The 21592-nt window shown below is 38.5% G+C and carries 21 protein-coding genes; 14 read left to right on the top strand and 7 right to left on the bottom strand.

Annotation, left to right across the window (positions count from 1 at the left end; translation table 11 throughout):
- The first annotated feature begins 31 nt into the window (after positions 1-31).
- Complete coding sequence (locus HDE68_RS10510) at positions 32-2242, top strand: peptidase domain-containing ABC transporter (protein WP_183881555.1); 2211 nt, start codon at positions 32-34, stop codon at positions 2240-2242.
- A gap of 74 nt (positions 2243-2316) precedes the next feature.
- Here HDE68_RS10510 and HDE68_RS10515 read toward each other — a convergent pair whose 3' ends face one another.
- The 6 genes from HDE68_RS10515 to yihA all read right to left on the bottom strand — a co-directional run bounded on the left by HDE68_RS10515 (position 2317) and on the right by yihA (position 8545).
- A complete protein-coding gene (locus HDE68_RS10515) occupies positions 2317-2559 on the bottom strand; it encodes a hypothetical protein (protein ID WP_183881557.1) in 243 nt (80 codons plus the stop codon).
- 10 nt (positions 2560-2569) lie between these two features.
- Complete coding sequence (locus HDE68_RS10520; RefSeq protein WP_183881559.1) at positions 2570-3085, bottom strand: hypothetical protein; 516 nt, start codon at positions 3083-3085, stop codon at positions 2570-2572.
- Between the two features lie 221 nt (positions 3086-3306).
- Positions 3307-5262, bottom strand: a complete 1956-nt coding sequence (locus HDE68_RS10525) for an amino acid permease (RefSeq protein ID WP_183881561.1) — start codon at positions 5260-5262, stop codon at positions 3307-3309.
- Positions 5263-5316: 54 nt separating this feature from the next.
- The gene (locus HDE68_RS10530; protein ID WP_183881563.1) at positions 5317-7032 is read right to left on the bottom strand and encodes a M3 family oligoendopeptidase; all 1716 of its coding nucleotides are present in this window, start codon (positions 7030-7032) and stop codon (positions 5317-5319) included.
- Positions 7033-7036: 4 nt separating this feature from the next.
- Complete coding sequence (locus HDE68_RS10535) at positions 7037-7903, bottom strand: UbiA-like polyprenyltransferase (RefSeq protein ID WP_183881565.1); 867 nt, start codon at positions 7901-7903, stop codon at positions 7037-7039.
- A 15-nt stretch (positions 7904-7918) separates the two neighbouring features.
- Positions 7919-8545, bottom strand: a complete 627-nt coding sequence (gene yihA / locus HDE68_RS10540) for a ribosome biogenesis GTP-binding protein YihA/YsxC (RefSeq protein WP_183881567.1) — start codon at positions 8543-8545, stop codon at positions 7919-7921.
- Positions 8546-8597: 52 nt separating this feature from the next.
- Between yihA and ubiE the strand changes: the two genes are divergently transcribed.
- The 13 genes from ubiE (at position 8598) to murI (ending at position 20262) form a co-directional block, all read left to right on the top strand.
- Positions 8598-9332, top strand: coding sequence for a bifunctional demethylmenaquinone methyltransferase/2-methoxy-6-polyprenyl-1,4-benzoquinol methylase UbiE (gene ubiE, locus HDE68_RS10545; protein WP_183881569.1), 735 nt, complete (start codon positions 8598-8600; stop codon positions 9330-9332).
- 9 nt (positions 9333-9341) lie between these two features.
- The gene (locus HDE68_RS10550) at positions 9342-10100 is read left to right on the top strand and encodes an outer membrane beta-barrel protein (protein ID WP_183881571.1); all 759 of its coding nucleotides are present in this window, start codon (positions 9342-9344) and stop codon (positions 10098-10100) included.
- Positions 10101-10152: 52 nt separating this feature from the next.
- Positions 10153-10908, top strand: coding sequence for an SDR family NAD(P)-dependent oxidoreductase (locus HDE68_RS10555; RefSeq protein ID WP_183881573.1), 756 nt, complete (start codon positions 10153-10155; stop codon positions 10906-10908).
- A 15-nt stretch (positions 10909-10923) separates the two neighbouring features.
- On the top strand, positions 10924-11370 hold the full coding sequence (locus HDE68_RS10560) for a GatB/YqeY domain-containing protein (protein ID WP_183881575.1): 447 nt from the start codon (positions 10924-10926) through the stop codon (positions 11368-11370).
- A gap of 174 nt (positions 11371-11544) precedes the next feature.
- Positions 11545-12309, top strand: coding sequence for an alpha/beta fold hydrolase (locus HDE68_RS10565; RefSeq protein ID WP_183881577.1), 765 nt, complete (start codon positions 11545-11547; stop codon positions 12307-12309).
- A gap of 2 nt (positions 12310-12311) precedes the next feature.
- Entirely contained in the window at positions 12312-12974 is a 663-nt protein-coding gene (locus HDE68_RS10570) for a CBS domain-containing protein (protein ID WP_183881579.1), read from the top strand.
- Positions 12975-13012: 38 nt separating this feature from the next.
- Positions 13013-13894 carry an NAD kinase gene (locus HDE68_RS10575; RefSeq protein ID WP_183881581.1) on the top strand — a complete coding sequence of 294 codons (882 nt, stop codon included), beginning with the start codon at positions 13013-13015 and terminating at the stop codon, positions 13892-13894.
- Between the two features lies 1 nt (position 13895).
- Positions 13896-14687, top strand: coding sequence for a DUF6089 family protein (locus HDE68_RS10580; RefSeq protein ID WP_183881584.1), 792 nt, complete (start codon positions 13896-13898; stop codon positions 14685-14687).
- Between the two features lie 154 nt (positions 14688-14841).
- The gene (locus HDE68_RS10585) at positions 14842-15582 is read left to right on the top strand and encodes an isoprenyl transferase (protein WP_183881586.1); all 741 of its coding nucleotides are present in this window, start codon (positions 14842-14844) and stop codon (positions 15580-15582) included.
- A 63-nt stretch (positions 15583-15645) separates the two neighbouring features.
- A complete protein-coding gene (bamA, locus tag HDE68_RS10590; protein WP_260171742.1) occupies positions 15646-18207 on the top strand; it encodes an outer membrane protein assembly factor BamA in 2562 nt (853 codons plus the stop codon).
- Between the two features lie 7 nt (positions 18208-18214).
- Positions 18215-18742, top strand: a complete 528-nt coding sequence (locus HDE68_RS10595) for an OmpH family outer membrane protein (RefSeq protein ID WP_183881588.1) — start codon at positions 18215-18217, stop codon at positions 18740-18742.
- A gap of 44 nt (positions 18743-18786) precedes the next feature.
- Positions 18787-19356: an OmpH family outer membrane protein gene (locus HDE68_RS10600; RefSeq protein WP_183881590.1), complete on the top strand. Its 570-nt coding sequence runs from the start codon at positions 18787-18789 to the stop codon at positions 19354-19356.
- 60 nt (positions 19357-19416) lie between these two features.
- Complete coding sequence (gene murI / locus HDE68_RS10605; RefSeq protein WP_183881592.1) at positions 19417-20262, top strand: glutamate racemase; 846 nt, start codon at positions 19417-19419, stop codon at positions 20260-20262.
- A 147-nt stretch (positions 20263-20409) separates the two neighbouring features.
- On the opposite strand, the gene HDE68_RS10610 is transcribed toward murI, so the two are convergent.
- The gene (locus HDE68_RS10610) at positions 20410-21525 is read right to left on the bottom strand and encodes an alginate lyase family protein (RefSeq protein ID WP_183881595.1); all 1116 of its coding nucleotides are present in this window, start codon (positions 21523-21525) and stop codon (positions 20410-20412) included.
- Between the last annotated feature and the right edge of the window lie 67 nt (positions 21526-21592).

Below are 21592 nucleotides of genomic sequence, written 5' to 3' on the forward strand. Positions count from 1 at the left end.
AGGCCTGAATTAACTTTATAGCGATCAGATAATGAGTTTGAAATTTATACCCCAGCATGATCAAATGGATTGTGGTCCGGCCTGCCTGGCAATGATTGCAAAAAAATATGGCAAAAATTATCCTTTGCAATATTTAAGGGGAAATTCATTTCTTACAAAAGAAGGAGTATCCATCGCAGGAATAAAAGAAGCTGCAAAAAAAATTGGTTTTGATTCTTTTACCTATCAGTTAGGCATTAATGAATTAAGACAACAGGGTGATGAATTCCCTTGTATTATACATTGGAACCAAAATCATTTTATTGTTTTAGATAGAATTAGTACTGGAATATTTTCCAGGAAAACTCAATATCATGTGGCAGATCCTTCTTATGGTTTACTTAAGGTTCCAGAAGAAAGATTCAAACAGTCTTGGTGCAGCAGAGACAATGAAGGGATTGCGCTATTTTTGAAGCCTACGGAGAAATTTTATAATCAGGTTCCACCGGTTGAAGAGCAGATATCTATCAAACGGACCCTTTCTTATTTGAAACCTCATAAAAGGAAGGTCATTATCCTGACAATTATGTTGTTGACCGGAAGTTTGATTTCACTCGTTTTTCCGTTTTTAACACAGAATCTGATTGATAAAGGGGTAACAGCAAAAGATCTGAATGTAATTACGATTATCCTTTTGGCACAATTGGCTTTATATATAGGAAGTATTACTATTGAGGTTATCAGAAACTGGTTTACGCTATACATAGGGACTAAAATAAGTATCACTATAATTTCAGATTATTTAATGCGGATTTTGAGCTTGCCGTTAAAGTTTTTTGATACTAAAATGATGGGTGACTTTAATCAGCGTATACAGGATAATGAGCGCATTGAACAATTTTTAACTTCTCAAAGTCTGACTACTTTCTTTTCTCTAATTACGTTTGCTGTGTTTTTTGGTGTGCTATGGTTCTATAATACCATCATTATGGTTACCTATCTGGCACTCACAACTATATCCTTAATCTGGTCTTTATACTGGCTAAAGAAAAGAAAAACGCTGGATTATTTTCGGTTCCTTTATCGCGGGGAGAGTCAGGAGGGGATATATGAGATTGTCAACGGAGTTACTGAGTTAAAACTTAACCAGTTTGAGGATTTTAAAAGAAAAGAATGGGAAAATATCCAGGATAAGTTATTTAAGGTCAATATCCGGCTTCTAAAGGTAAACCAGCTCCAGCTTTCCGGTTTTGAGTTTGTAAACCAGATTAAAAATATTCTGGTTACTTTTCTGGCAGCAAGCCTTGTGGTAAAAGGAGAAATAACTTTAGGTGCATTGTTATCTATTTCTTACATCATTGGACAATTGAATGCACCGGTAAATTATTTAGTTGCATTTATCAGGTCGTTTCAGGATGCTAAACTAAGCTTAGAACGTTTGAATGAAGTTCATGTACAGCAAAGGGAGGAGAATGAAAATCAAAGGGAGATGTCTGTTTCTGGTGAACCGGAAGCTGCTACTGACAATGGGATTGATGTTAAAAATTTATTTTTTCAATATGCCGGACCGATTTCTCCATTGGTATTAAAAGACCTGAGTTTCAAAATACCTGAAGGAAAAGTAACGGCAATTGTAGGTGCCAGCGGGAGCGGTAAGACAACCTTAATGAAACTGTTGCTAAGGTTTTATGCACCTACAGATGGCCATATTCTATACAATAATGATGACCTGAATGATTTGTCTCCAAAAAGTGTTCGCAGCAATTGTGGCGTGGTGATGCAGGACGGCTTTATTTTTTCTGATACAATTGAAAGAAATATCGTTGCCGGTGATCAGAATATTGACAGGCAGAGGCTCAGCAATGCTGTGAAAACGGCAAACATTGAGGATTTTATTAATAATCTCCCCTTAGGTTATGAGACCAAGATCGGGGCTTCGGGTAATGGAATATCGGGAGGACAAAAACAGCGCATATTAATTGCAAGGGCTGTGTATAAAAACCCGCATTATATCTTTTTTGATGAAGCTACATCAGCCCTGGACGCAGATAACGAGATGATTATTCACAATAACCTGCAGTCATTTTTTAAGGGCAAAACTGTAGTTATCATTGCGCACCGCTTATCGACTGTAAAAAAAGCTGACCAGATCATTGTTTTAAAAGAAGGCAGAATTGTAGAAAGTGGAAGCCACCAGGAACTTGTATACTCCAAAAGTGATTATTACAAGCTGGTGAAAAATCAATTGGAACTCGGTAATTAAATCAGGATCTCATGTTTGAGGTCAGAATCGGAGCTAACATTAAAATGTGTATGTTTTTAATGTTAGCTCTTAGGTTAAAATATTTTACCAATCCCAAATGGAAAATGGCCTATAGCTTCAGACGCCGTAATAATTGCAAGCTGTTTAGCTTTCTCCAATTTAATCTGGTCAAGTATAGATGGTAGGTTTAACAATTCATTGTTCATCGCATCGTAGAAATTCCTGGGATCTAATCCCCTTAAATTCATATTTGCGATAATTCTTTCTACATTTTCAATCCGGGGATTATAGAAATTTTCAACTTCTTGTCTGGTCATTGCTGAAAATTTACAGATGAATACCTAAGCCGCTAAAGAAGTCCTTAACTGCATCAACAGGAGTATCCAGTAGCTTTCGTAAATCATTATTTTCGCCCATCCCCATACTGCTATAGAGCTTATTTTTAACTTCATTTACAAAGCTGTTTTCGCCTCCAGCAATATTTCCCTTTAGTATCTCGGCCATATCAATATGGGTCATATGCTTTGGTAAAATAAGGGTTATACCGTCGGTATAATATCCGATTGCACTATCCAGGGCAAATTGCAAAATATCAACTATTTTGCCGCATTTTTCATCAACCTCAGCCCTAAGGTCATTTATCTGGGCTGTAATTTTTGATTGAATGTCTGTTTGGAAAGCAACCAAGTTAATAATCTGGTCGTTTTTTGCGTCGTAATATTGCTTAGGGTCCAGCCCTTTTGCAGACATATTGTTTATTATTCTGTTGTTTTCGTCTAAAATTGGTTTGTAATATTCACCAACCTTTTTAGCCCCTTCCTGATATGCTTTATCGCAGTCCATAATGATATATTTAATTTTAGCTAGGTCTTAAATATAAGTAACATTCTTGATTTATTTCATGATATTGTTTTGTTAATCATCAATAAATCAGTTGTTTATGTTTTTTATGACTTACTGCCGATGGTATATCGATTTATCAAAATTTCATAAAAAATGGGAGCTGAGTTTTTACCTCAGATCCCATTTTTATATAATTAGCTAATATTTTAAATAATTAGCCTTTAAGCCAGATTATTCTTCACGTTTAACTTACTATGGTGAACACCATATAAGAAATAAACAACCAATCCTATAACTAACCAGATACCAAATCCTATCCAGTTAGATATACCCAGTTCGCACATCATATATAAACAGCTCAGTAAACCCAATACCGGGATCAGAGATAAGTTATGGGTGATACAGAAATAAGTAATCACGATACAGATCACAAAGAATATCCACATCGGGATTTTGTGTTTAAATAATGCCCAGCCGCTTTCAAATTTCTTATCGGCACTTACGGAACTTTTTTCTATAAAACTTTGATATTGTTCTTTCGTCAGGCTATTCAGATAAGCCTCAGAATCTATGTTTTTCTCTATAACGTTTAAAGTCTTTTGCTCTGTTTTAATTTCCTCCTTAATCGTGTTCAATTCATTTTTATCCAGTGAAGTAATGAAACTTATCGGATCATGCACTTTGGTCTCATTGGTAATGAAAGCAGTGGTTTCCGCCTTAAAGAAGATGAAACCAGAAATGATTGCACCAATAAAAACAACCGGGATAATATACTTTGAATTTACATAAGGAGTTTTGAATTTCCCTCTTGGAATATCCTTCTTGTTCTGTAAAACCAGTACCCCCGCACATACCAGTACGAAAGCAAACAGCGTACCTATGGAACATAAATCTGTAACGATAGTCAGGTTCATAAACAGAGATGGTACAGCTACTACAAAACCGACAACGATAGTTGCAAATGAAGGTGTTTTATAGACAGGGTGGATCTTAGAAAATCTTTTAGGTAATAAACCATCACGGCTCATGCTCATCCAGATTCTTGGCTGTCCCATTTGAAAAACAAGCAATACACTCGCCATTGCAAATACAGCACTGACCGCAATAATTCCACTCATCAGTTTCAGGTTGATCTGATCAAATACAAAAGCCAGCGGATCACCTACAGCCAGTAAGTCATATCTTACAATTCCTGTCAATACCAATGCAATTGCGACATAAAGAACGGTACAAATAATGATTGCCCACATCATACCTCTTGGTAAATCACGCTGCGGGTTTTTACATTCTTCGGCAGTCGTAGAGATGGCATCGAAACCAATATAAGCAAAGAATACAGCTGACACACCCTTAAGGATACCAGAAACACCATTTGGTGCAAAAGGGTTCCAGTTTTCTGTATCTATATAAAATACACCTACAGAAAGAACCAGTAAAATCACAGCCAATTTCACAATTACCATGGCATTACTCGCATTTTTAGACTCTTTCATCCCTCTATAAACCAGCCAGGTAATCAGAATAATGATCCCTAAAGCAGGTAAATCGGCTACAATGTGGAAACCGCCAATTGTAGGGGCTGTATTCCAGGCATTGTTCGCTATACGGGTAGCATCATCAAGATTTGCAAAACTCTTACCTGCATTTAACAAGGCCTCGGCATGTTTATGACCATTGAATGCAGTCAGGTAGTCCATAGTCGTCCAGTCGGGAAGATTAATTCCATTGATACCTAATGCCGGTATCCGGATAGAAGAGAGTAACCCGGTAAAATAATCGGACCAGGATATGGCGACAGTAATATTTCCGATGGCATACTCCATAATGAGGGACCAGCCGATAATCCAGGCCACCAGTTCTCCAAAAGCAACATATGAATAAGTATAGGCACTGCCCGAAACGGGAACCATAGAAGCAAATTCTGCATAAGCAAAAGCTGCAAAACTGCAGGCCACGGCTGTGAAAATGAAAAGGAAAATTACGGCAGGGCCACCATCGGCACTTGCTTTCCCAATCGTACTGAAAATCCCGGCGCCAATAATTGCGGCAATTCCGAAAGCAGTAAGGTCTCTTACTCCCAGAGTTTTATTTAAAGATGAGCCATGATCGCCATAGCCCTTTTCGGCATCTTCAAGTATTTTAGTAATAGACTTTTTTCTGAAAAGATTTTCAAACATAATGGGCAATTTGGTTAGATTGTTTCGCTGAAAGTATAAAAAAATATTAGCATACTAACCTAGTTTGTCTAATTCGTCTTTTACAAATGAAGCCAGTTCTTTAATATAACTGCTGCTGAAGTCAAATTTAATACCTGCAGTTTCATAGATCTCGTTCATTGGTTTGGTATAACCTAATGCCAATGCTTCAAGATATTGCTGTAAAGCTTTTTCAGGATTCTCTTTATAGTTTTTCCAGATCGCAATAGCACCAAGCTGTGCAATTGCATATTCTATATAGTAGAACGGAAGCTCGAAAATATGCAGCTGTTTTTGCCATACATTGCCAAACTCCTGCTCCAATCCTTCCCAATTGGCAAAACCTGCACCAAATCTTTCATAGATCTGCTTAAAAGCAACCTCTCTGTCGGCCGCGTTATGTGAAGGGTTGGTATAAATCCAGTGCTGGAACTGATCAATTACAGCTACCCATGGCAAAGTTTTTAATACATCCTGCAATTGCTCTTTTTTAGCACGGACTAAATCGGCAGGGTTCTCAAAATAGACATCCCACTGATCCATAGAAATAAGCTCCATACTCATGGATGCTAACTCTGCAACTTCCGAAGGACAATGTTTAAAGTCATTCAGTTCCAGGTTTGCAGTCAGGAAAGTGTGGATCGCATGTCCGCCTTCATGAACCATTGTAGTCAGGTCTCTCAGGGAGCCCGCAGAATTCATAAAAATAAACGGTGCCCCTGTTTCTGCCAGGGGATAGTTATAGCCGCCTGGTGCTTTACCTTTTCTGCTTTCTACATCAAACAGGTTATTTGCTTTCATGACCGAAAGCATGTGGCCCAGTTTAGGATCAATTGCAGTAAAGGCAACAATAGTTTTATCAATCAGCTCTTCGCCATTTTTGAATGGTTTCAAGGCTGCCTGTCCGGAAGTACTGACTTCCATATCCCATGGCTTTAATGCTTCAAGACCCAGTAATTCTGCTCTTTTCTCTGCCTGTTCTTTTAAAATAGGGACAATTTCTTTTTCTATCGCTTCATGGAAAGCATAACAGTCTTTAGGACCGTAATCAAATCTTCCTAAAGCCTGGAACATATAATCTCTGTAATTTTCGAACCCTGCATTCAACGCTACCTCATGACGCATGGCTATCAGTTCATCGAACACGATATTTAAAGCATCTTTATCTATCAGTCTACGCTGCTGAATGGTTTCCCAGGCCTGCTGACGCACCGCTCTTTCAATGTCTTTAGTCAGCACGGCTGCCTGTTCAAGCGTATATTCTTTATCGTTAATCACCACACTCATTGCACCTGTAGCTGACTGGTATTTTTGCTGCGTGATTTGCAATTTAGTAAACAACTCTACATTCTCTTCTCTGTAAATCTCCAGTGCTTTTTTAATCGCCCTTAAATAAACAAAGTATTTAGCCTGGTCAAGCTGATCTATAAAAGGGCTGTCAACCAATTTCTGATTCAATAGATTCGCAACAGGAGAGATCTTTGGTTCAATCTCAGTTGCAAAATATTGAAAGCTGTTTAATAATTCTTCGTTCGCTGTATCACAGCTCATTTTGATATATCTCCAGGCGAAATCTTCTTCAAGTGCAGCTTCAAATTCACTTTTGTCTTTCAGCCACTTTTCCAGTCCTGCAACATCAGTAATTTTTCTGTCCAGCAGTTCATCCAGTACAGGAGAAAGATTCTCCCATTTAATTTCAAGATGCTGAGGAATATAGGTCCTGGTTTTTTTCGGTATAATAAGATTGCTCATCGTTCTAGAATTTGAAAATTGTTCTTAAAAAAGCATCCAGCAAAAAGCAGGCTGCAAAAATCACTGAGGCTAATCCGTTAGTAGTGGCAAATGCCTTGTTCACTTTACTGATGTCATTGGGTTTAACCAGCAGATGCTGATAAATCAACATCGAGCAAAAGAAAGTTACACCCAGATAGTAAGCCCAGCTAAAGGTAGAAAATACTATAGGTAAGATCACACAAATAGCAGACAGCACATGTAAAAACTCAGATAACCGGAGCGCTCTTTTACGGCCGATAGCCGAAGGGATTGAATGTAGTTTCTCTCCTTTATCAAACTCTTCATCCTGCAAGGCATAAATGATATCAAAACCACTTACCCAGAATAATACAGCCAGCGAATAAAATACAGGCACGAGTGCAAATTCACCGGTTACGGCAATATAGGCACCAATAGGGGCGAGCGATAAACCCAGTCCGAGTACCATATGGCAAAGCGCTGTAAATCTTTTGGTATAACTGTAAAACAGGACAACAAACAAGGCTACAGGAGAAAGGTATAAACACAACCTGTTGATGAATGCCGTAGTGATAATGAAAAGTACACAGTTGACAATGACAAAGATCAGTGCTTCATTGGCCGAGACTTTTCCGGCAGGGATATCACGCATATTGGTACGTGGATTTTTAGCATCGATATCTCTGTCAAGATACCTGTTAAAGGCCATCGCCGAGTTTCTGGCGAATACCATACAAAGGAGTACTAACAACAAAATCACCCAGTTGAAAGGGTGATCAGTAGTGGTAACTCCTAAAAAGAAACCGATCATCGCAAAAGGTAGTGCGAAAACCGAATGTGCAAAAAGCACGAGTGAAAAATACTTCTTCATTTAATAGTGCTGTTATTAATCTTCGTCAGGCGTCAGGATGGGCATTGCAAAATCAAGATTGGTCTGATCAACAAAGTTCAGAATCTCATCTCTTCCAACTAACTTCTCTGCGGAGGTTGTAAATATCGGTGGAATTTCTTCAAACCATCCTGAAAGTTCTTTTTTGAACAGCGCTATATTCTGATGTGTTTTCGACGTAGACTGTTTATCGGTCTTGGTAAAGGCAAGAACAAACGGGATTTGTATCTCTCCCATCCAGCAGCAAAATTCAATATCGATCTTTTGTGGTGGGATGCGACTGTCAATTAAAACGAATACACACTGTAAACTTTCTCTCTTAGTGATGTAATTACGGATAAATTTTTCCCAGCTTTCACGGCTGTTTTTAGAAACTTTAGCATAACCGTAACCTGGCAAATCGACTATATACCACTTTTCGTTGACTAAAAAATGGTTAATTAGCTGTGTTTTTCCTGGTTTTTGGGACGTTTTAGCCAATCCATGCTGGTTAACCAGCATATTAATAAGGGATGACTTTCCTACGTTAGAGCGGCCAATAAAAGCATATTCGGGCATGTTGGCTACTGGCAGTGCCGATATCTTGGTATTACTGCAAATAAATGTTGCTGATTTTATAATCATTTGACAAAGGTAGAAAATTAGTTTTCAACAATACTTATCTTTGCTCCACACCATGAACGAAAAAATAACTCCATATCAATCTGCTACAATTACGAAAAAGGAACAGGTGACTACAATGTTTGATAACATTGCCGGAACTTATGACTTCCTGAATCACTTCCTTTCTATAGGAATAGACATTCTATGGCGTAAAAAGGCCATTCGTGAGTTGTCAGCTTTAAAGCCACAGCATATTCTGGATGTGGCTACAGGAACGGGTGACCTTGCTTTTGAAGCGATCAAAATACTTCATCCTAAAAAGGTAACAGGCGTAGATATTTCTGCAGGAATGCTTGAAGTAGCCCGTAAAAAAATTGCAGAACGCAATTTACAGGATGTTTTTAGTGTAGAAATCGGAGATTCTGAAGGTCTTAAATTCGAAGATAATCATTTTGATGCAATCACTGTTGCCTTCGGAGTGCGCAATTATCAGAACCTGGAACAAGGTTTATCAGACATGCTGCGGGTATTAAAACCAGGTGGAAAGGTCGTGATCCTTGAGTTCTCTAAACCTGTAGCATTCCCGGTTAAGCAACTCTATAATTTTTATTTTAAGTATGTACTGCCTGTTTTTGGAAAAATATTTTCTAAAGATGCCAGGGCATATACTTATTTAAATGAGTCTGCTGTTGCATTTCCGGATGGAAAGTCTTTTATTGCAGTAATGGATAAAGTTGGTTATAAAACTACTAAATACAGACCCCTTACTTTTGGGATCAGTACAATATATACTGGAATAAAAGGTTAATAGAACTAGATGAGATTAAAAATAAGCCTGTTAGTCGTTCTTCTTTTTTCATTTGCTGCCGCCAGGGCCCAAAACTGGGGCGGTGGTGTGGATGATGAATTAGTACACTTCGGCTTTACTTTTCAGTATACGTCTTCTTCTTATAAAATCAAGAAGAAACCAGACTGGAGAGAACCATTTAAATCACGTCTTGATCCGTCAAGAGGTAATATCACAGATTCATTGAATGCGATCTATAGCAAGGCTTCTCCGGGTTTTGGAATTGGCTTTGTGGTGAATGGCAGAATCAGTAACAATGTCGATGTGAGGTTAACACCGACACTGGTTTTTACAGACAGGCTGATGGAATATGATTATTCTACCATTAACCAGATACCTAAGTCTCCATTCAGTCAGCAGGAAAAAAAAGTGGTCGCAACTATGGTTGAATTCCCTTTGGGTATTAAGATCAAGTCTAACCGGAGGAACAATTTCAGGGCCTATATGTTATACGGTGCAAAATATTCTATGGATATCGCTTCGAAGAAGAAAACAGATGACTCTCAGCTGGATGAAGAATATAAACTGCTTAAAAATCAGAAGAGTTATTTTTCTGCGGAGGCTGCATTTGGGATGGATCTGTATTTTGAGTATTTCAAAATGTCCCCTGAGATCAAACTGTCTTATTCATTAAATGATATTTTAGACAGGAAAGAAGTGAATCCTTTTAACAATCCAATTGATAAATTGATGTTGCGTCATGTAACATTCAGTTTATTCTTTGAATGATGCTGACAGGATGAAATTTAATAGCTTTACCGCTAACGATAAATAAAAAGAGATGAAAACTGCATTAATTACAGGCGCGACTTCAGGAATAGGAAAAGCATGTGCACATTTATTTGCACAGCAGGGATATCAATTGGTATTGGTAGCCAGAAGAGAAGAGAAGCTGAATGAAGTTGCTAAACATTTAGCAGATAAATATGCAATTGAGGTTAAAACGCTGATTGCAGATGTAAGAAATAAAGAAGTCTTAACAACGGTATTGGAAGGGCTGCCGGCGCAGTGGAAACAAATAGATGTGCTGATTAACAACGCAGGTCTTAGCCAGGGACTTGAGCCAATTGATAAAGGGGATACCAGTGACTGGGATACCATGATCGATACTAACGTAAAGGGTTTACTTTATGTCACTAAAATTGTTTCCAACTGGATGATTCCGGCCAAAAAGGGACATATCATTAATATAGGGTCGATTGCTGGTAAAGAGGTTTATCCGAATGGAAATGTGTATTGTGCAACAAAACATGCAGTGGATGCCCTAAATAAAGGAATGCGTCTTGACCTGGTGCCGCATGGTATCAAAGTGACCGCAATCAACCCTGGAATGGTCGAAACAGAGTTTTCTGTAGTCCGTTTTAAGGGAGATGAAGATAAAGCGAAAAAAGTTTATGAAGGATTGGAGCCTTTATTAGCGCAGGATATTGCAGATGCAATCTGGTTTGCAGTGAGCAGACCTGCACATGTGAATATTAATGATATGCTGATTATGCCAACCGCGCAGGCTTCAGCAACAGTAGTCAATAGAAATTAGAATAGAATTTATTATATGGTATCATCAATTATAGATCAGGAAATAAAAAAAGCAATGTTAGCCAAAGATCAGGCTTCATTGAGAGGTTTACGTGCTATTAAAGCTGCTTTATTAGTAGCAAGAACAGAAAAAGGTTCTGCAGAAGAAATCACTGAAGATGCAGAAATGAAGATTCTTCAGCGTTTGATTAAACAAAGAAAAGAATCTTCTGATATTTACAAACAACAAGGCAGAGAAGATCTGGCTGTGATTGAAGATGAAGAGATTACAGTGATCAACCAGTTTATGCCACAGCAATTAAGTAAAGAAGAAGTAGAAGCTTTGATTGCTAAACTCATACAGGATTCTGGTGCGAGCACAGTGAAAGATATGGGCCGTATTATGGGATTGGCAAATAAAGAACTGGCTGGAAAGGCAGATGGCAAATTGATAGCTGAAATTGTTAAAAATCAATTGGCATAAATTGTGTTAGAAGCTATCTGAAAATATTATTTTTAAAATTAACAGTTTTTTTTGTTTAAAATTAAAATAGGCGACTAACTTAGTAGCGTATCTTAAGAAGCAATGATGGACCGGACAACATTGTGGTAATAACTATTCCGGGAAATATTTACAGAAAATATATAATATATATACATGAAATACGAAGTAATAGAAGAGGATGGGTTTAAGTATATAGAGGCTGGAAAAGGCGAGACCCTGGTATTACTTCATGGTTTAATGGGCGAATTGAGTAACTGGGAGCCGGTTATCGATCATTTTAAAGAAAATTATCGCATACTGGTACCGATTTTGCCAATTTACGATTTACCTATTCTTACACTGGGCGTTAAAAGTTTAGCTAAGTATATTCATAAATTTATTAAATTTAAAAAGCTTGGTCAGGTTGTTCTTATCGGTAATTCATTAGGCGGACATCTTGGGCTTGTCGTTACAGCGGCACACCAGGAAAGCGTTAAAGCATTGGTACTGACCGGAAGCTCTGGTTTATATGAAAATGCATTTGGCGGTACTTTCCCAAGAAGAGAGAGCTATGATTATATCCGTGAAAAAGTAGAATTTACTTTTTATGATCCTTCTATCGCCACTAAAGAGATGGTGGATGAGATTTATAAAACAGTAAATGAGCGTTCAAGAGTTATCCGTATTCTGGCTCTGGCAAAATCTGCCATCCGTCACAATATGTCTAAGGAACTGAGCAAAATTACGATCCCTGTTTCTTTGATCTGGGGTAAAAATGACCAGGTAACTCCACCTGACGTAGCAGAAGAATTTCATCAGCTGTTGCCTAATTCAGAGTTAAACTGGGTTGATAAATGCGGGCATGTACCTATGATGGAGCATCCTGAAATTTTTAACGACTATCTGAGCAAATTCCTGGATAGAATTTTATTGAAATAACAATGTTTGCATCTGAACTCATATCTAATTCAATCCCGCCGTTACAGACTACTGAAACGGTGCATACTGCATTGGACAGAATGGCTGAGTTCAAATTAAATCATTTGCCGGTTTTAAATAATGGTACTTTTCTGGGCATTGTTGCAGAAGATCATCTGCTGGAGATAAGAAATGTAGAGGAGCCTATCGGGGCACTTTCTTTAACTATTCTGAATCCTTTTGTCTATCAGGATGTACATGTTTATGATGTCATCAGGATATTTGATCAGCTTAAACTTTCTTTAGTACCGGTACTTGATTATAAAAAAAATTACCTTGGGGTTATTTCTATACATGACTTATTAAAGTATACCTCAGATATTTTTGCGGTGAAAGAACCAGGAGGGATCATCGTTCTGGAGATTAATAACCGCAACAATTCTTTATCGCATATGGCTCAGATTGTGGAAGCTGATAATGCACAAATCTTATCCTCTTATGTGCAGAACTTTCCGGATTCTACGCGCCTGGAGGTCACACTGAAAATCAATAAAACTGAATTATCTGGAATCATATCTGCTTTTGAAAGGTATGATTACCAGGTTAAAGCAGTCTTTAACAGTACTACTCAGGACAATGGAACAGAAGACAGATATAATTTGTTAATGAGTTATCTAAATGTTTAATTCATTCCTGTAACCATTCAACATACAATATTTATCTAATGAAGATTGCAATTTACGGCAGAGAGTTCAATAATAGCGTTTTACCCTTTGTACAAGAAGTTTTTAATGCCATGGAACATTATGGGATTGAAACAATTGTCCATAAGGAATACCACGATTTTATTGAGGATAAAGTAAAACTTCCTGCTCATGTCCCGACTTTTTCCAATCATCCTGAATTGCGTGACCATGCAGATATACTGATCAGTTTAGGCGGGGACGGTACCTTGCTGGATACGCTGGCTTTAATCAGGGATTCTGGAATCCCTGTGATTGGGATTAACTTCGGCAGGCTTGGTTTTCTGGCCAGTATTAATAAAAATGAGATCAGGAATGCGATCGAAGCATTGGTCAATCATGAATATTCTCTGGATAAACGTACTTTACTGAATGTTGAATCTAAACATCACCTTTTTGGAGATGAGAATTTTGCGCTGAATGATATCACCATACACAGGCGTGATAACACGGCAATGATGATTATACATGCCTATATGAATGATGAATTTATCAATTCATACTGGGCAGATGGTTTAATTATTGCCACGCCTACAGGTTCTACAGCTTATTCTTTAAGCTGCGGAGGCCCGATTATTTTTCCTAGTGCGCAAAACTTTGTAATTACCCCGATTGCACCGCATAACCTGAATGTAAGACCTGTTATTATTCCCGATGATGTGACGCTGCGTTTTGAGGTGGAAGCAAGAAGTACCAAGTTTTTGGTGTCATGCGATTCCAGGACTGCAACAGTGGACAGGTCCGTTAAAATCACCGTGAACAAGGCTGCTTTTCATGTAAACCTTGTTCGTTTGAATAATGAAAGTTATCTTACTACCTTGAGGAACAAATTGCTTTGGGGAATTGATACACGTAATTATTAAGATGGGATTTAAAAAGATTGTATTTTCTGCTGTTTTATGCTGTGTTTTTTCTGGTGCTGCATTGGCTCAGACGACAGAACTGGGGATCAATGCCGGTGCTGCCGGGTATATCGGCGATATCAATCCTTCCAATCTTTTTAAACCAAGCGGAGTAGCTTTCGGCGCTTATGTAAAGCGTAATCTTGATCCTTACTGGGCTATCGGAATCCATTATAACTATGGTAAAATCAAGGGTTATGATGCAAATTCTGATGACGCAAGCTTAAGAACCCGTAACCTTAATTTTTCTACTTCACTAAATGAGCTGAGTGTACAGGTGGATTTCAATTTCCTGGAATACTTTTCTGGTGGAGGGATAAAGAATTTTACGCCTTATATGTTTGCCGGAATTGGTGGTGTACTGTTCAATCCGAAAGCTAAATATAATGGAGAAACATTTGAATTAAGATACTATGAAACTGAGGGTAAAAAGTATAAAAATTATGCATTCAGTATCCCTTATGGGGTAGGTATGAAGTACCGGATAGGGGAGCGTTTGGGGCTGTTCACGCAGCTGGGCTACAGAACTGCGAAAACAGATTACCTGGATGATGTAGGGGACAGATATCCGGCAGTTCCGGTAATCAGTGACCCTAGCAGGCAGAACCCTAATGGGGTAAACCTTTCTGATCCATCCGGAAAGAATTTTCCTGGCGGTGTGCAGCGGGGTAATTTTGTGAAAAATGATACTTACTTCTTTGTACATATAGGCCTTTCCTACACTTTTACTTCCGATAAATGTTATTCTTTTTAGGCCCTTTTATTTACATTTTCTTTCATAAAATCAATATATCCTTCTTTCAGGCTGACGATTATGATAGAAATAAACAAAATATCTTATAACTTTGAAGCTTTCTAACCTGCCATTCTTCTGTATGTTAGACATTTTAGCCATATTTGCACCATAAATGGGATTTAAAGAACAAATCGATACTAGCCGCTTACCAGAACACATCGCTATTATTATGGATGGGAATGGAAGATGGGCTAAAAACCAGGGTAAATTCAGATCTTTCGGTCATGAAAGCGGAGTGATATCTGTAAAGGATATTGTAGAGGGATGTGCAGACATTGGTGTGAGATATCTTACAATTTATGCCTTTTCTACCGAGAACTGGAACAGACCAATTGATGAAGTCAATGCGCTTATGGAGTTGTTGATTGCTACAATCAACAATGAAACTGATACGCTGAATAAGAATAATATCCGGTTAAATGCCATTGGCGATATCGCCTCTTTACCTCAGAAATGTATTGATGATTTAAAGAGCGCAATGGAAAAAACGGCGGGAAATACCACTTGTACTTTAACACTGGCTTTGAGTTATAGTGCCAAATGGGAGATTTTAGAGGCTGCGAAAAAAATTGCATTGCTGGTACAGGAAGGCAAAATTAAAGTGGATGAAATCGATGAGGCGAAATTTTCGTCTCAATTAACTACTGTAAATATTCCTGATCCTGAATTGATGATCCGTACCAGCGGAGAGCACAGGGTGAGTAATTTTCTGCTTTGGCAGATGGCTTACAGTGAGCTGTATTTTACGGAAACTTTATGGCCGGACTTTAGAAGAGAAGACCTTTTTGAAGCTATTGTGGACTACCAAAAGCGCGAACGTCGCTTCGGTAAAATTAGTGAACAGTTGAACTAATTTTACTTTTAACACTTTTTAACATGTGTTTAAATTAACTTAGCAACGTTTTTTAGATTGTAAATGAAAAGAATATACCAACTCATATTATTGCTATTGATCGGGTCACCGGCAATGGCACAGATTACCCGTCCAAAGTCCAATCCAAATACCCCCAGCTTAAAAGTCAGCGGTACCGATATGGACTATTTTCAACCTAAAGAATATATTATAGGAGGAACAACTTTAAGCGGCGCAAAGTTTATTGATAAGGAAGTTATTATCACACTTTCGAAGTTAATTAAAGGTGAAAAAATCTTGCTTCCAGGTGAAGCTACCTCCAATGCAATCAAAACATTGTGGTCACAGGGTTTATTTGATGATATCGAACTTGATATCTCTAAAATGGTGCTGGATACTGTTTATTTCGACATTAAAGTGGTTGAAAGACCTCGTTTAAGCTCTTTTGAACTGAACGGACTGACCAAATCCCAGAAGACGGATATTACCGAAAAATTGAATTCTAAATCAGGAAAGACAATTATTAACGAAAATACTTATAACAGTACAACGGGGATAATTAATAAATATCTTGCTGAAAAAGGTTATTTCTTTACGAAAGTTGACTACAAAACCAAGCCTGATCCGAACATGGAAAATGGGGTGGTTCTGCAGGTTTTTGTCGATAGGGGAAATAAGGTAAAAGTGCATAAAATCGAATTTACAGGTAATAAAGATTTTAAGGCTTCAACTTTACGCAAGTATTTGAAAAAGACTAAACAGCAGGCTTTCTATAAAGTATTCGGTTCTGGTAAATTCAGTAAGGAGAAATATAAAGAGGATAAAGATAAGCTGATCGCTAAAATGCAGGATAAAGGTTACCGTGATGCGGTAATTATCAAGGATACCACTTATCAGTACAATAAAAAATCTGTTGGTATTAAAATTGATCTGTACGAAGGTCCAAAATATTATGTTGGAAATATTACCTGGGCTGGAAATGCAAAATATGCAACTAAAGATCTGGGTAAAGTATTGGGTATTGAGAAAGGTGAAGTTTTCAGTGAAGAAAAACTGAATACTAAACTTCATGGTAACGGTGCTGAAAGTGATGATGTGTCGAGTATCTATCTGAATGATGGTTACCTGACTTTTAACGTGGAGCCTGTTCAGACAAAAATATACAATGATACGGTTGACCTTGAAATCAGAATTTATGAAGGTCCTCAGTATACCAATAACAGGATTACTGTTAAAGGAAATACAATCACCAATGACAGGGTAGTTTTACGTGAGGTACGTACAAGACCAGGTGATAAGTTCTCTAAAGATTTATTGGTTCGTACAGTACGTGACCTTGGTCAGCTGGGTAACTTTGATGAGTCTAAAACTGTACCAACTCCAAAACCAAATCCTTCGGATGGTACGGTTGATATTGAGTATGCTGTTGAAGAGAAACCTTCTGATCAGGTAGAATTATCAGGTGGTTTTGGTGGTGGCCGTGTGATCGGAACAATTGGTTTAACTTTCAATAACTTCTCTTTAAGAAATATTTTAAATCCAAAAGCTTACAGACCGCTTCCTAAAGGTGATGGTCAGAAATTAAGTCTTCGTGGACAGACTAACGGTAAGTACTACCAGTCTTACAGTTTCTCTTTCTCTGAGCCTTGGTTAGGTGGAAAGAAACCAGTTAGTTTTGGTGTGAGTGCATTTACTTCACTTTCATCTGCAAATGGTCTTTCTTCTGGTCCGAATGTTCAGCGTATCCGCCTAAACGGTGTGACTTTCAGTTTGGGTAGAAGATTGAAATGGCCTGATAACTATTTCCAGATCTCACATGCGATCAACTTGCAGCAGTATATCCTGAATAACTATCCTGGATATTTATTCTCTACTGGTACATCATATAACTTAAACTTAACACAGGAGATCAGCAGAGATTCAAGAAATTCTCCGATCTTTCCAACCGAAGGTTCTTATTTTAAATTCACTATACAGGCAACTCCTCCTTACTCGTTGTTAAATAATACAAACTATGCAACAGCATCAGATAAACAACGTTATAAGTTCACTGAATACCACAAATGGAAATTTGAAGGTCAGTGGTTCCAGAGAGTTGGTGGTAAATTGGTCTTCAAAGGTCAGGCTCAGTTTGGGTTCTTAGGATCATACAACCAGGCTGTAGGCCAGTCGCCATTTGAAAGATTTAAACTGGGTGGTGATGGTATGCAGGGATTTGACTTCCTTCAGGGTTCTGAGATTATTACAATGCGTGGTTATGCGAATAACGTAGTTACTCCGGCAACGGCTACTACCGCTCAGCAGATCCAGACAGCAACAAACTCAGGAAGTCCGGTATATGCTAAATATGTAATGGAATTAAGATATCCGGTTATTGCAAGTCAGCAGGCAACTGCGTATCTTGTGGGCTTTGCTGAGGGTGGTAATACCTGGAACAAGTTCGCAGAATTCAATCCTTTTAACGTGAGAAGGTCTGCGGGTATTGGAGCTAGGATATTTTTACCGATATTTGGTATGCTGGGTATTGATTACGGATTTCCGTTTGATAGCATTCCTGGTCAGGCTAACGGAGGTAAACAAAACTTCACGTTTAGTATTGCTCAGCAATTGGGTGGATTTAATTAATATAGAAATGAAGAAAATTATTTTAATCGGGGTTTTGGTTTTCGCAGGTTTTGGTGCCTTTGCACAAAAGTTTGCTTATGTTGATACAGAGTATATTCTTAAAAATTTACCTGAATATAAGTCCTCGCAAAACCAGTTGAACGTATTATCTCAACAGTGGCAGAAGGAAGTTGATGCTAACTTTACAGCGATCGACAAGATGTATAAAGCTTATCAGGCAGATCAGGTGTTATTAACTGATGATATGCGCAAACGCAGAGAGAATGATATCATTGAAAAGGAGAAAGCAGCTAAAGAATTTCAACGTCAGAAATTCGGTCCTGAAGGAGAGCTTTTCCAGACGAGAGCAAAGTTGCTTAAGCCTATTCAGGATAAAGTAACCGGTGTGATTGCCGATCTTGCAAAAACTAAGTTTCTGGACTTTATCTTTGATAAAAGCAGCGAAGCTACTATGATGATTTATGCGAGCAGCAATTATGATCTGAGTAATGACGTTATTATCAGATTAGGTTATAAACCAAACACCGTAAAATAAACACACCAAATAAATTATAAAAACAATTATTAAGAACAATAGAAATGAGAAAGTTAATTAACGTATTTTTTGTGGCAGCTGGCCTTATGTTTACTGCTAATGTTGCTAGTGCTCAACAAAAAATTGCACATTTGGATTCTGAAGCAATCTTTGCTGCTATGCCTGAAGCAAAAACTGCCTCAGCTACTTTAGAGACTCTTCAAAAACAAAAACAAGCTGAAATCGAAAAAATGAGAAGTGAGTATACTGTGAAATATGAAGCTGCAGTTGCTAAGAACAAAACTTTGAGTGAAGCTAATAAAGAAACAGTTGGTAAAGAATTACAAGCAATGGGTGTTGAATTACAGGATATGGAAAAACGTATCGGTGAAGCAAGCCAAAAAGCTCAACAAGATATCGCTACTAAACAAGGTGAGTTATTAGCTCCTTTAAACGCTAAATTCCAAACTGCAGTTAAAGCTGTAGCTAGAGAAAAAGGTTTAGCTTATGTTTTTGATAGCTCAGCTCAGAATGGTGCAAACAACCTGTTAGCATGGGAAGGTGGTGACGATGTTACTGCTTTAGTTAAAGCTAAATTAGGTATCTCTGCATCAGCAGCAGCTCCTAAAAAATAGTATTTAAAAAATATTTAAATTGCGGCACCGGGAAAATACCCGGTGCCGCTTTTTTTTGTTATGATGAGTAAGAAATCTATAGGTATTTTCGATTCGGGTTATGGTGGCCTGACTGTCTTTGAGTCAATCGCTAAGTTATTGCCTGATTATAATTATATCTATTTTGGGGATAATGCACGTGCTCCTTATGGTGACCATTCTTTTGAGACGATTTACCAGTATACACTGGAGTGTGTGGAATGGTTGTTTGCGCAGGGTTGCCCGTTAGTGATTCTGGCCTGTAATACGGCTTCTGCAAAAGCACTGCGCACGATTCAGCAAAAGGTGCTTCCGGTGAAGTATCCGGGGTACCGGGTTTTAGGGGTGATCAGGCCTACGGCCGAAGTGATCGGTTCTTATACAAAGACGAATAGTATTGGAGTGATGGGGACAAGAGGGACGGTGAAGTCAGAGTCTTATCTGATCGAGATTCATCATCAGTACCCGGAACTGAATGTGATCCAGCAAAGCTGCCCGATGTGGGTACCGCTGATTGAAAATAATGAGCATGTGAATGAAGGGGCAGATTATTTTGTGAAGAAGTATATTGATAATTTGCTGGAGAAGTCGGGAGATATTGATGCGATATTACTGGCTTGTACACATTATCCGTTATTAGTGCCTAAGATGAAAGATTATCTTCCTGAAGGGGTTTCACTAGTATCACAGGGTGATATTGTTGCAGATAGTCTGGTTGACTACTTAAACAGGCATCCGGAGATTGAAGGTGAGCTGACAAAGGAAGGGGAAATGAGTTTTTACACGACAGGGGATAATTTAGTGTTTGACCATAATGCTTCGATTTTTTTTCCGGGGGAAGTGGTTTCTTCTCAGGTTCGGTTGAACTGCGGATCTTCGAAAAAATAGAAAAAGCTGCTTCACATTTCAAGCTGCGCCCATCTGAAGAGATGGCCAATGCTTGAAATGTGAAGCAGCTTTTTCTATTTTCCATTCTCCACGCCTGGTTTGGTGGTTGGTTAGGAGGCGAGGTTGGTTTTTATTTCTGGATCTTGATTATAAGTTGTATTCTAAGGTGTTTAGATAATATTCTAATGTTCTGAATCTGGTGGTGTTTGCTCCAACTATGATTTTTTCGTAGTCGATTACCTGTGGGAAACTATAGGCTAACTGATCTAATACGTAAACCGTGCTTGATGGGTTATAAGGTTTGTTATAATCTGAACGTGTCTTGTCTGGCGCCCACCCGGTGTTGACAAATTCAATGTGTACGTTGTTAACCGGATCTATCAGGTAGGGCTCCCAGAAAGTTACGGTGTTTGGGATGCTGATGTTGATGTTATTGGCTTTGTTTAATAAGGTGTTTCCGGCTGTCTGACCTTCATATAAGCTGACTGCTCTTAGGGCTCTTGCATAGAAGTAGAGGTTGTAGGCATGGTAAGCAAAGGCATCTCTGTTTACGTAGTCTTCGGTTTTGCCTCCGGCAAACAAGTTTGCATTCAGCTGTACGTTATAGGCGTTTTTGACATGGGTAAGGATCGCTGTGTCGTTCAGGATATAGCCGATGTCAAAAAGGATGTTTAATCTGATGGTTTCCCAATTGTTCTTTCTGCTGGTGAAACCGGATGCATTACTGATGTAGTAGTTTGCTGTCTTTTTTAACCACGCGTCTATGGTTGCTTTATTGGTGTCAGGAATGCTTGCCCTGATGATTGAATAAGCTTCGAAGATTTCTATAAAGGCCGCCTCTGTCGGGGTACTGCCTGATGGACTGTTTACTGCTGCCCATGCGAGCAGATTGGCTTTTGCCTTGTCAAGATATTTGGTCGCGGTATCTCTTCCGGGAGAGATGGTGTATTGCAGCGCAAGGCATTTTAGTTCGGTACCCTGAGTGCCTACTGTTGTTGTGTTTGGCGTTTTTGTGAGTGCAGCATAGGCAGGATTGGTGATTAGTTTTTGGATTTGTCCCTGGTTTGGCCCAGCTAGATCTGATGCAATTTTGTTGAGTCCGGTGGCACTGAATACAAGGTTTTTTGTAAAGGGTGCCGTGTCTCCGGTACCTTGTGTTTCTGTGAGTGGATCTGAAGATCTGTCTTGCTGGACTGACTGTTTTTTACAGCTTGTAGTGCATACCGTTAATGCGATAGCTGCTGAGTAGATTAATTTTTTCATCGTTGTTTTATTATGAATTTGATATTGCAAATTCGCCAGATCATTGGGATCAGAGAGGATGAAATTC

This window comes from Pedobacter cryoconitis (assembly GCF_014200605.1).
GTDB lineage: Bacteria > Bacteroidota > Bacteroidia > Sphingobacteriales > Sphingobacteriaceae > Pedobacter > Pedobacter cryoconitis_B.

Coding starts and splice junctions, on each gene's coding strand:
- HDE68_RS10555 (WP_183881573.1), top strand. CDS start 10,153: ATGAAAACTGCATTAATTACAGGCGCGACTTCAGGAATAGGAAAAGCA.
- yihA (WP_183881567.1), bottom strand. CDS start 8,545: ATGATTATAAAATCAGCAACATTTATTTGCAGTAATACCAAGATATCG.
- bamA (WP_260171742.1), top strand. CDS start 15,646: ATGAAAAGAATATACCAACTCATATTATTGCTATTGATCGGGTCACCG.
- HDE68_RS10565 (WP_183881577.1), top strand. CDS start 11,545: ATGAAATACGAAGTAATAGAAGAGGATGGGTTTAAGTATATAGAGGCT.
- HDE68_RS10595 (WP_183881588.1), top strand. CDS start 18,215: ATGAAGAAAATTATTTTAATCGGGGTTTTGGTTTTCGCAGGTTTTGGT.
- HDE68_RS10610 (WP_183881595.1), bottom strand. CDS start 21,525: ATGAAAAAATTAATCTACTCAGCAGCTATCGCATTAACGGTATGCACT.
- HDE68_RS10520 (WP_183881559.1), bottom strand. CDS start 3,085: ATGGACTGCGATAAAGCATATCAGGAAGGGGCTAAAAAGGTTGGTGAA.
- HDE68_RS10515 (WP_183881557.1), bottom strand. CDS start 2,559: ATGACCAGACAAGAAGTTGAAAATTTCTATAATCCCCGGATTGAAAAT.
- HDE68_RS10580 (WP_183881584.1), top strand. CDS start 13,896: ATGGGATTTAAAAAGATTGTATTTTCTGCTGTTTTATGCTGTGTTTTT.
- murI (WP_183881592.1), top strand. CDS start 19,417: ATGATGAGTAAGAAATCTATAGGTATTTTCGATTCGGGTTATGGTGGC.
- HDE68_RS10535 (WP_183881565.1), bottom strand. CDS start 7,903: ATGAAGAAGTATTTTTCACTCGTGCTTTTTGCACATTCGGTTTTCGCA.
- HDE68_RS10550 (WP_183881571.1), top strand. CDS start 9,342: ATGAGATTAAAAATAAGCCTGTTAGTCGTTCTTCTTTTTTCATTTGCT.
- HDE68_RS10530 (WP_183881563.1), bottom strand. CDS start 7,032: ATGAGCAATCTTATTATACCGAAAAAAACCAGGACCTATATTCCTCAG.
- HDE68_RS10510 (WP_183881555.1), top strand. CDS start 32: ATGAGTTTGAAATTTATACCCCAGCATGATCAAATGGATTGTGGTCCG.
- HDE68_RS10560 (WP_183881575.1), top strand. CDS start 10,924: ATGGTATCATCAATTATAGATCAGGAAATAAAAAAAGCAATGTTAGCC.
- ubiE (WP_183881569.1), top strand. CDS start 8,598: ATGAACGAAAAAATAACTCCATATCAATCTGCTACAATTACGAAAAAG.
- HDE68_RS10585 (WP_183881586.1), top strand. CDS start 14,842: ATGGGATTTAAAGAACAAATCGATACTAGCCGCTTACCAGAACACATC.
- HDE68_RS10600 (WP_183881590.1), top strand. CDS start 18,787: ATGAGAAAGTTAATTAACGTATTTTTTGTGGCAGCTGGCCTTATGTTT.
- HDE68_RS10525 (WP_183881561.1), bottom strand. CDS start 5,262: ATGTTTGAAAATCTTTTCAGAAAAAAGTCTATTACTAAAATACTTGAA.
- HDE68_RS10575 (WP_183881581.1), top strand. CDS start 13,013: ATGAAGATTGCAATTTACGGCAGAGAGTTCAATAATAGCGTTTTACCC.
- HDE68_RS10570 (WP_183881579.1), top strand. CDS start 12,312: ATGTTTGCATCTGAACTCATATCTAATTCAATCCCGCCGTTACAGACT.